Origin of the sequence: Streptomyces griseorubiginosus, assembly GCF_017614965.1 — a bacterium.
In the GTDB taxonomy this organism is placed as follows: Bacteria; Actinomycetota; Actinomycetes; order Streptomycetales; family Streptomycetaceae; genus Streptomyces; species Streptomyces griseorubiginosus_B.
In genome coordinates this window covers 1-9139 of sequence record NZ_WVUG01000340.1, presented here as the reverse complement: position 1 = coordinate 9139, position 9139 = coordinate 1, and the positions used below count along the sequence as shown (strand labels likewise).

At 71.4% G+C, this 9139-nt stretch carries 9 protein-coding genes and 1 pseudogene; 5 read left to right on the top strand and 5 right to left on the bottom strand.

What is annotated here, in order from left to right:
• The first annotated feature begins 35 nt into the window (after positions 1 to 35).
• Positions 36 to 1100, top strand: a complete 1065-nt coding sequence (locus GRC12_RS37935) for a substrate-binding domain-containing protein (protein WP_208784808.1) — start codon at positions 36 to 38, stop codon at positions 1098 to 1100.
• 165 nt (positions 1101 to 1265) lie between these two features.
• Positions 1266 to 2069 (top strand): COG4705 family protein, encoded by an 804-nt coding sequence (locus GRC12_RS37930; protein ID WP_244374390.1) that lies wholly within the window; start codon positions 1266 to 1268, stop codon positions 2067 to 2069.
• Positions 2070 to 2149: 80 nt separating this feature from the next.
• Here GRC12_RS37930 and GRC12_RS37925 read toward each other — a convergent pair whose 3' ends face one another.
• Both GRC12_RS37925 and GRC12_RS37920 read right to left on the bottom strand, forming a co-directional pair.
• Complete coding sequence (locus tag GRC12_RS37925) at positions 2150 to 2809, bottom strand: response regulator transcription factor (RefSeq protein WP_208784799.1); 660 nt, start codon at positions 2807 to 2809, stop codon at positions 2150 to 2152.
• On the bottom strand, positions 2797 to 4059 hold the full coding sequence (locus tag GRC12_RS37920; RefSeq protein ID WP_208784797.1) for a sensor histidine kinase: 1263 nt from the start codon (positions 4057 to 4059) through the stop codon (positions 2797 to 2799). The genes GRC12_RS37925 and GRC12_RS37920 overlap by 13 nt, the downstream gene beginning before the upstream one ends.
• A gap of 171 nt (positions 4060 to 4230) precedes the next feature.
• Here GRC12_RS37920 and GRC12_RS37915 point away from each other — a divergent pair, with 171 nt between their 5' ends.
• Both GRC12_RS37915 and GRC12_RS37910 read left to right on the top strand, forming a co-directional pair.
• Positions 4231 to 4467, top strand: a complete 237-nt coding sequence (locus tag GRC12_RS37915) for a hypothetical protein (RefSeq protein ID WP_308286728.1) — start codon at positions 4231 to 4233, stop codon at positions 4465 to 4467.
• Positions 4464 to 5186, top strand: a complete 723-nt coding sequence (locus GRC12_RS37910; RefSeq protein WP_308286727.1) for an ABC transporter ATP-binding protein — start codon at positions 4464 to 4466, stop codon at positions 5184 to 5186. Before GRC12_RS37915 ends, GRC12_RS37910 begins: the two co-directional genes overlap by 4 nt.
• Here GRC12_RS37910 and GRC12_RS46070 read toward each other — a convergent pair.
• A pseudogene (locus GRC12_RS46070) lies at positions 5108 to 5590 on the bottom strand (cell division protein PerM); the annotation flags it as partial. The gene GRC12_RS37910 and the pseudogene GRC12_RS46070 sit on opposite strands and share 79 nt — an antisense overlap.
• Before the next feature lie 135 nt (positions 5591 to 5725).
• Between GRC12_RS46070 and GRC12_RS37905 the strand changes: the two are divergent.
• Positions 5726 to 6670, top strand: a complete 945-nt coding sequence (locus tag GRC12_RS37905; RefSeq protein WP_244374393.1) for an RNA polymerase sigma factor — start codon at positions 5726 to 5728, stop codon at positions 6668 to 6670.
• A gap of 92 nt (positions 6671 to 6762) precedes the next feature.
• Here GRC12_RS37905 and sucD read toward each other — a convergent pair whose 3' ends face one another.
• Together sucD and sucC are read right to left on the bottom strand one after the other, a co-directional pair.
• Complete coding sequence (gene sucD / locus GRC12_RS37900; protein ID WP_208784794.1) at positions 6763 to 7647, bottom strand: succinate--CoA ligase subunit alpha; 885 nt, start codon at positions 7645 to 7647, stop codon at positions 6763 to 6765.
• 27 nt (positions 7648 to 7674) lie between these two features.
• The gene (sucC, locus tag GRC12_RS37895; RefSeq protein ID WP_133043188.1) at positions 7675 to 8856 is read right to left on the bottom strand and encodes an ADP-forming succinate--CoA ligase subunit beta; all 1182 of its coding nucleotides are present in this window, start codon (positions 8854 to 8856) and stop codon (positions 7675 to 7677) included.
• Between the last annotated feature and the right edge of the window lie 283 nt (positions 8857 to 9139).

Genomic DNA, 9139 nt, shown 5'->3' with positions numbered 1-9139 from the left:
TCCCCCTCGTCCTCCCCCTCGTCGCCGCCGGTGCGCTGCTGCTCGGCGGCTGCGGTGTCGTCGACGGCGTCACCGGCAGCGGCGACTCCTCCACCCCGTCCCGGCGCGAGGACATCAAGGTGGGCCTGCTGCTGCCCGACAAGGACACGGCCCGTTTCGAACGGTTCGACTACCCCCTCATCAAGTCCCGGGTCGCCTCCCTCACCGGCGGCAAGGGCAAGGTCGTGTACGCCAACGCCGAGGCCAGCGCCTCCCGGCAGAACAAGCAGTTCGCGCAACTCGTCGCCGACAAGGTGGACGTGATCCTCGTCGACGCGGTGGACGCCAGGGCGATCGCGCCGGGCGTCCGGAAGGCCAAGGACGCCGGGATACCCGTCATCGCGTACGACCGGCTCGCGCAGGGCCCGATCGACGCCTACGTCAGCCACGACAACGAGCTGGTGGGCGAGGTGCAGGGGCGGGCGATCGTCGACGCGCTCGGGGACAAGGCCGCCACCAGCAAGATCGTCATGATGAACGGCTCGCCGGCCGACCCCAACACGGCGCTGTTCAAGGAGGGCGCGCTGAGCGAGCTCAAGGGCCGGGTCGTCATCGCCAAGTCGTACGACACCAGGGAGTGGCTGCCCGAGGTCGCCAAGGCCAACATGGCGAAGGCGATCGCGTCGGTCGGCCTGAAGAACATCGCGGCCGTCTACTCGGCCAACGACGGCATGGCGGGCGCCGTCATCGACGAACTTCAGCAGGCGGGCGCCACCAAGCTGCCGCCGGTGACCGGGCAGGACGCCAACCTGGACGCGGTGCAGCGGATCGTCGCCGGGGAGCAGACCATGACGGTCTACAAGTCCTTCCTGCTGGAGGCGCAGGGCGCCGCGGAGATGGCGGTCTACAAGGTGCAGGGGCGGGACATCGCCTTCGACGCGATGACGCAGGACACGATCGACAGTCCGACGCAAAAGGACATCCCGGCGATGCTGGTGCCGGTGGTCGCCCTCACCAAGAGCAACATCAAGGACACGGTGATCAAGGACGGCGTGTACACCGTCAAGGACATCTGCACGGCGAAGTACGCGGCGGACTGCGCGGCCATCGGCCTGAAGTAGGGCCGCTACTACCACTGTTCACAGACTCCTGGCCAGCGATACGGCCGCGGCTTTCAGGTTGTGTTCAGGCTCGGGCGTCCCTCGGGCAACACACCCTCCAGAAGCGCCAAAACAATGGCAAAGGGGTCTGTGGCAGTCGTACGGAGCCGTGTCATCGTGCCCGCCATGAGCACAGATCGCCTCGCCCCCGGCCGGCATCCCGGCCCCGTACGTCACGCCCTGAGCAAGGTCCCGGAAGTGACCGTCTACTTCTGGGTGATCAAGGTGCTGACCACCGGCATGGGCGAGACGGCCTCGGACTGGCTCGCCCATCTCCTCGGCCCCGTCCCGGCGGTCGCGCTCGGCGCGGTGGCGCTCGCGGCGGCCCTGGCCGTGCAGTTCGCGGTGCGCCGGTACGTGGCCTGGATCTACTGGACGGCGATCGTCATGGTGAGCGTCTTCGGCACCATGGCAGCGGACGTCCTGCACGTCGGCCTGGGCGTGCCCTACATGATCTCCACGCCCTTCTTCATGGTCGCCCTCGCCACCGTCTTCGCGCTCTGGTACGGCAGCGAGCGCACCCTGTCCATCCACAGCATCCACACCCGCCGCCGTGAGGTCTTCTACTGGGCCGCGGTGCTCGCCACCTTCGCCCTCGGCACCGCGGCCGGCGACCTCTCCGCCACGCTCGGCCTCGGCTACCTCGGCTCCGCCGTCCTGTACGCCGCCGCGATCGCCGTCCCCGCGATCGCCCACCGCGCCGGCAGGCTGAACGCGGTGACCGCCTTCTGGTCGGCGTACGTCCTCACCCGTCCCCTCGGCGCCTCGGTGGCCGACTGGATGGCGGTCGGCCACGGCCGGGGCGGCCTGGCGTGGGGCCTGGGCCCGGTGACCCTCGCGTGGACGGCGGCGATCCTGGCCCTGGTGACCTACCTGGCCACATCCCGCAAGGACGTGCAGACCGAGGACGTCCAGAACGTTCGGAGTTAGCGCGCTTGTCCGTGCCGTCCAGCAGGGCGGCGGCGTGGGCGCTGACGAGGGGGCGTTGTCGACGTACGCGATCCGTGAGTTCATGCCAGTCGGCGCAGGTCCTCCAGATACCGCAGGACCGCGGCCACCCGGCGGTCCACCCGGTCCGTGGGGGCCAGGTCGAGCTTGGCGAAGATGCTGCGGATGTGCTTGTGGACCGCGCCGTCGGTGACGACGAGGCGTTCGGCGATGGCGCCGTTGCCCAGGCCCTCGGCCATCAGGGCGAGGACGTCACGCTCGCGCGGGCTGAGCCGCTCGAGGCGGCTGTCCTGGCGGGAGCGCGTGAACAACTGCGCGACCACCTCGGGGTCGATGGCGGTGCCACCGCCCGCCACCCGGTGCAGCGCGTCCAGGAACTCCTCGACACGGCCCACCCGTTCCTTGAGCAGATAGCCGAGCCCGCCCACGCCCTCGCTCAGCAGCTCGGTGGCGAAGCTCTGCTCCACATACGCGGACAGCACCAGGACCGCGAGGTCGGGCCGGCGGCGCCGGGCCCGCACGGCCGCGACGATGCCCTCGTCGGTGTGGGTCGGCGGCATCCGCACGTCGAGGATGGCCACGTCCGGCTTGTGTTCGTCGATCGCGGTGAGCGCCTCGTCGGCCGTGCCCGCGGTGGCCACCACGTCCAGGCCCTCGGCGCGCAGCAGCAGGGCGAGCCCCTCGCGCAGCAGGGGGTCGTCCTCGGCCATCACGATCCGCATGGAAGCTCCACTTTCAGGGTGGTCGGGCCGCCCGGCGGGCTGGCCAGGGACAGGGTGCCGTCGTGGGCCGCGACCCGGCGGCGGATGCCGGTCAGTCCGGAGCCGCCGTGCTCGTCGGCGCCGCCCCGGCCGTCGTCCTCGACGCACAGGACCAGACGGCCGCCGCGGCCGCGCGCCGTGACGGTGGCGTGCGCGGCGCCGCTGTGCTTGGCGATGTTGGTCAGCGCCTCGGCGACGACGAAGTAGGCGGTGGCCTCGACGGAGGCGGCGCACCGCGCGGGTACGTCGACGACGATCCGGCACGGCACCGCGCAGTCGGCCGCCAGACCGGACAGTGCGCCCTCGAGCCCGCGGTCGGCGAGGACCGGCGGCAGGATGCTCCGGGAGACGGTGCGCAGTTCGGCGAGGGCCTGTTCGGCGGCGGACTGGGCGCGTTCGAGGAGTTCGTCGGCGCCGCCGGGGTCGCGGGCGACCATACGGCGGGCCGCGCCGAGCAGGACCGTGACGGAGACGAGGCGGTTCTGGGCGCCGTCGTGCAACGACCGCTCGATACGGCGCAGTTCGGTGGCGTGGGCGTCGAGGGCGGCGGCCCGGGTGGCGGTGAGCTCGGCGACCCGCAGTGAGAGGTCGGTCTCCGGTCCGGCCGCCAGCAGCGCGCGTCCCGGGCGGGCCTGCAGCCGGGCCATGCCGGGGCCGAGCCCGAGGAGGATCAGGATCCAGCCGGCGCCCAGCAGGGCCACCGCGAGCGCGTCCGGCCAGGAGTGCGCGGTGCCGATCCCGATGGAGGTGGCGGTCGCGTCCTTCGGCGCCAGCTTCCAGTACAGGGGGAAGGCGCTGTCGCGCACGGCGGAGATCGGGAGCAGCACCCCGAGCAGCCCCAACAGCAGGCCCAGGGTGGCGTGCTGGACCAGCCAGCGCAGTTCGCGTCGGGTGGTGGCGTCGACCAGGGCGGCACGCAGCCGGGTGGGCGGCGGGTCGGGTGCCAGGACCTCGGGACCCCAGCGGCCCAGCCGCCGCCGCTCCCGCTCCGCCAGCGAGTGCAGCGCCCGCAGCGGCGCGGGCGCCATGAGCAGGCCCACGCCGGCCACGCCGGTCAGCGCGGTGACGGCGAGCCACAGCAGCACGAGCAGGGCCAGGAAGGCGGTGCCGAGCCCGGAGGCGAGCTGCGCGATCGCGGCGCCGGCGGAGCCCAGGGCCCGTACGACGGTGTCCTTGAGCCCGGTGTGCCCGGTCTCCGTCCGGACGGCCATGCGCGCCCTCCCTTCGTCGCGAAGGACCTTATGCCGCACGCCCGTTCGCCGTCAGCCGCGGGGCCGGGAAGTACAGCCTGCTGTACCTCGAACCGGGCGGGCTGCGGGATCGGCCCGGGGGGTGCCCGGTCCCTAGCGTCGAGGACGACAGCCGACCTCGGGAGGAACACCGTGCCGAACACCGATCCCTACCGTCTGACCAGCACCGACACCACACCGTCGGCCACCACCGTGAGCCGCGGCGAGGTGGCCCGCGCGCTGCTGTGGATCCTGGTGGTGATCAGCGCCGTCGCCAACATGGCCGCCTCCTACGGCGACGCCAACACCTGGATCCATCTGGCGTGCGGCGCGGTCACCGTGCTGTGCGGCGGCGCCCTCGTCGTGCGCAACCTGCGGGGCCGTCGGTGAACCCGGCGATCGCCCTGGACCGGGTCAGCAAGGAGTATCCGGGGGGCGTACGGGCGCTCGACGAGGTGTCGCTGACGGTGGAACGCGGCATGTTCCTCGCGGTGATGGGGCCCTCGGGTTCCGGCAAGAGCACGTTGATGCACTGCGCCGCCGGGCTGGACTCGCCGACCTCGGGCAGTGTCCGCATCGACGGGCGGGAGATCGCGGGCCTGAACGAGACCCGCCGCACCGAACTGCGCCGGGAGCGCGTCGGGTTCGTGTTCCAGGCGTACAACCTGATCCCCTCGCTCAGCATCGAGGACAACATCACCCTGCCGCTGCGGCTCGCGGGACGGACTCCGGACCACGACTGGCTGCGCACGCTGGTGGAGCGCGTGGGTCTCGCCGACCGGCTCACCCACCGCCCGGCCGAACTCTCCGGCGGCCAGCAGCAACGGGCCGCCGTGGTACGGGCGTTGGTGGCCCGGCCGGCCGTCGTGTTCGCGGACGAACCGACCGGCGCGCTCGATCTGCGCAGTGCGCACGAGGTCCTCGACCTGCTGCGGGACCTCGTCCACGACCTGCACCAGACCGTCGTCATGGTCACCCACGACCCGGCCGCCGCGGCCCGCGCCGCGACCCCCCACCGTTCACGCGCCCGCGTCCCGAACACCAGCCGACGTACCCCCGCGGGCAGCAGCAACAGCACCCCGTCAACGGGCTCCCGGGGACGGCCGTAGGCAGTCCAGACCCCGACCGCCGCCGCCCCCGCCACGACCAGCGGCACGCAGATCCCCGTCCACGTCCACGACGGCCGCAGATCGCCCCCGGACGCGTACAGGGCCGCCGCCGCTCCGACGCCGAGGTAGCCGAGGACGACGCCCGTCCACGCCGTACGGCCCGGGAGCAGCGGCACCGGTCCCTCCGTCTGCTCCCCCTCCACCGCGTCCCGCGCCGCGCGGTGCACCAGCCACACCGGCAGGGCGAGCAGCAGCAACGGCGTCACACCGACGGGCGCGGGGGCGCCGGAGAGCGTGTCGGTCCGGACCAGTTCCACGCCGTGCGCGAGCAGCCACAGGGCCGCCGCCACATGCAGCGCGCCCCCGGGCCCGCTGTCGGGGTACGGCGAACTGATCCACAGCATGATCACGAGCACCGCGAACACCCCGAGCCCCAGCCCGGCGGCGACCGCGCCACCCAGAAGGCTGGCACCCAGTCCGGGCGATCGGTCGCGCAGACGGATGAGCAGGGACGACAACGACATGCGGCGAGCGGTCAGCTGGGTCACGACGGTCATGCTCCCAACGACACGCGCTTTCCCGTCGTAACAGGCGAACCTCCGCTGTGTCGCTCAATATACGTTTATGTACTTTTTCGTACGAAGGGGCGCCCAGTGACGCAGCCTCAGGAACCGGAACAGACAGCGCCCCTGACACCCGCTCAGGCCTTCGACGCGCTGTACGCGTTCTGCGCCCCGGCCCTCGTACGGCAGACCTACCTGCTCACCGGCCGGCGCGAGCTCGCCCGTGAGTCGGTGGAGCGGGCCTTCCAACTCGCCTGGCAGCGCTGGCCGGAGGTGGCCCGCGACCCGGACCCGGGAGGCTGGGTGCGCGCGGCGGCGTACGACTGCGCGCTCTCCCCCTGGCACCGCTTCCGCCCCCGCTACCGCCACCCCGAGCCCCCGCCGGCGGACGCCCCCGACCGCGCGCTGCTGTCCGCGCTCCTCGAGCTCCCGCCGCCGTACCGCCGCACGCTCGTGCTGTACGACGGTGTGGGGCTCGGTCTCCCTGAGACCGCGGCGGAGACGGAGGCCAGCACACCGGCGGCCGCGGGCCGTCTGCTGCACGCCCGCGAGGCCGTCGCCGCGCACGTCCCGGACCTCGTGGACCCGACCGAACTCCACCACCGCCTGGCGCGGCTGGCCTCCACCGAACGGCTGCGCGCGAACAAGCCGACGCGGGTGCGAGTCTGCGGCGAGCGCAGGACACGCTTCTGGACCCGGGCCGCCATCGCGTGCACGGTCGCCCTGATCGGCACGACGACGTTCACCGTGCGGACGGCTCCGACGCACTACGAGCCGCCGGTACCGCCCGGCGTACAGGTGCGGGGGCTTCCGCCCAGGGTGGCGCAGGGGCCGCTGTCGCAGGAGGAGGCCGGCCTGCGCAAGAAGCTGCGGACGGCGATGGTGCCGGGGCGGGACAGGCTCGTACCGCTGGGCCGGTGAGGGAACCGGCCCGGTGAGTGAGCCGGCGGCATGCAGGCCGACGGGCCCGCCCCCATCCCGGGAACGGGCCCATCGGTCGTGCTGGGGGGACCTCAGGCGCTGAGGATCTCCCGGGCCAGCTTCGCGGTCTCGGTCGGGGTCTTGCCGACCTTGACGCCCGCGGCCTCGAGAGCCTCCTTCTTCGCCTGCGCCGTACCGGAGGAACCGGAGACGATTGCGCCGGCGTGACCCATCGTCTTGCCCTCGGGCGCGGTGAAGCCCGCGACGTAGCCGACGACCGGCTTGGTCACGTTCTCCTTGATGAAGGCCGCGGCCCGCTCCTCGGCGTCGCCGCCGATCTCACCGATCATCACGATCAGGTCGGTGTCGGGGTCGTCCTGGAAGGCGGCCAGCGCGTCGATGTGCGTGGTGCCGATGATCGGGTCGCCACCGATGCCGACGGCGGTGGAGAAGCCGATGTCACGCAGCTCGTACATCATCTGGTACGTCAGCGTGCCGGACTTCGAGACCAGGCCGATGCGGCCCGGCTTGGTGATGTCGCCCGGGATGATGCCGACGTTCGACTGACCCGGGGTGATGATGCCGGGGCAGTTCGGGCCGATGATGCGGGTCTTGTTGCCCTTCTTGCCGGCGTACGCCCAGAAGGCGGCCGTGTCGTGCACGGCGATGCCCTCGGTGATGACGACGGCCAGCGGGATCTCGGCGTCGATCGCCTCGTCCACCGCGGACTTGGTGAACTTCTCCGGGACGAAGATGACCGAGACGTTGGCGCCGGTGGCCTCGATGGCCTCCTTGACGGTGCCGAAGACCGGTACCTCGGTGCCGTCGAAGTCCACGGTGGTGCCCGCCTTGCGCGGGTTCACGCCGCCCACGACGTTGGTGCCGTCGCCCAGCATGAGCTTGGTGTGCTTCATGCCCGTGGCACCGGTCATGCCCTGGACGATGACCTTGCTGTCCTTGTCGAGCCAGATAGCCATGGTGTGTTGTGTCCTCGTCCTGAGTGCTTACTTGGCGGCGTGGGCCAGCTCGGCGGCCTTGTCGGCCGCGCCGTCCATGGTGTCGACGCGCTGCACCAGCGGGTGCGCGGCGTCGGTGAGGATCTGTCGGCCCAGCTCGGCGTTGTTGCCGTCGAGACGGACGACCAGCGGCTTGGTGACGTCCTCGCCGCGCTCCTCGAGGAGCTTCAGGGCCTGCACGATGCCGTTGGCGACCTCGTCGCAGGCGGTGATGCCACCGAAGACGTTGACGAAGACGGACTTGACGTCCGGGTCGCCGAGGATGATCTCCAGGCCGTTCGCCATGACCTGGGCGGAGGCGCCACCGCCGATGTCCAGGAAGTTGGCGGGCTTGACGCCACCGTGCTTCTCACCGGCGTAGGCGACGACGTCCAGGGTGCTCATCACGAGACCGGCGCCGTTGCCGATGATGCCGACCTCGCCGTCGAGCTTGACGTAGTTGAGGTTCTTCTCCTTGGCGGCGGCCTCGAGCGGGTTGGCCGCGGCCTTGTCGTGGAGCTCCTCGAAGTCGGGGTGACGGAACTCGGCGTTGTCGTCGAGCGACACCTTGCCGTCGAGGGCGATCACGTCGCCGGAGGCGACCTTGGCCAGCGGGTTGACCTCGACCAGGAGGGCGTCCTCCTTGATGAAGGTGTCCCACAGCTTGACCAGGACGTTCGCGACCTTATCGGCGACCTCGGCCGGGAACTTGGCGGCCGCGACGATCTCGCGGGCCTTGGCCTCGTCCACCCCGTCGATGGGGTTGATCGGGGTCTGCGCGACGGCCTCCGGACGGGTGGCCGCCACCTCCTCGATCTCCATGCCGCCCTCGACGGAGGCGATGGAGAGGAAGGTGCGGTTGGCGCGGTCGAGGAGGAAGGAGACGTAGTACTCCTCGACGATCTCGGGCGCGGTCTCGGCGATCATCACCTTGTGGACCGTGTGGCCCTTGATGTCCATGCCGAGGATGTCCGTCGCACGGGCGACGGCCTCGTCCGCGGAGGCGGCCAGCTTGACGCCACCGGCCTTGCCGCGACCACCGACCTTCACCTGCGCCTTGACGACGGACTTGCCGCCCAGACGCTCGGTGATCTCGCGCGCCGCCTCAGGCGTGTCGATGACTTCACCGGCCAGCACCGGTACATCGTGCTTGGCGAAGAGGTCCCTCGCCTGGTACTCGAACAGGTCCACGCGCTTCCGTCCCTATCAGTGATCTCGCGGTTCGTTGGATGCGTGGGCGTGCCGCGAAGGGCAACGTGACGTCCGCATGGGTCACAGGGGAAGCGCACACGGTGTCCGAGCGCGCGGCATGTCCGTCTCGCAGGTTATCGCCGCTTGCGGGGGTGCCCTAAATCGAGGGTCACACCTGAGCGGTGATACCTGTCACATGATGCCGTAATCACTGGCACGGGGTGCCGGGTGTGAGGGCGGAGGGGGAGGTCGACAAGCCCACGGGGAAGGGCCGGGAAGGGCC

Bases quoted from the DNA above. Each gene is read 5' to 3' on its own strand.
- GRC12_RS37930 (WP_244374390.1), top strand. From the start codon at position 1,266: ATGAGCACAGATCGCCTCGCCCCCGGCCGGCATCCCGGCCCCGTACGT.
- GRC12_RS37925 (WP_208784799.1), bottom strand. From the start codon at position 2,809: ATGCGGATCGTGATGGCCGAGGACGACCCCCTGCTGCGCGAGGGGCTC.
- GRC12_RS37920 (WP_208784797.1), bottom strand. From the start codon at position 4,059: ATGGCCGTCCGGACGGAGACCGGGCACACCGGGCTCAAGGACACCGTC.
- sucD (WP_208784794.1), bottom strand. From the start codon at position 7,647: ATGGCTATCTGGCTCGACAAGGACAGCAAGGTCATCGTCCAGGGCATG.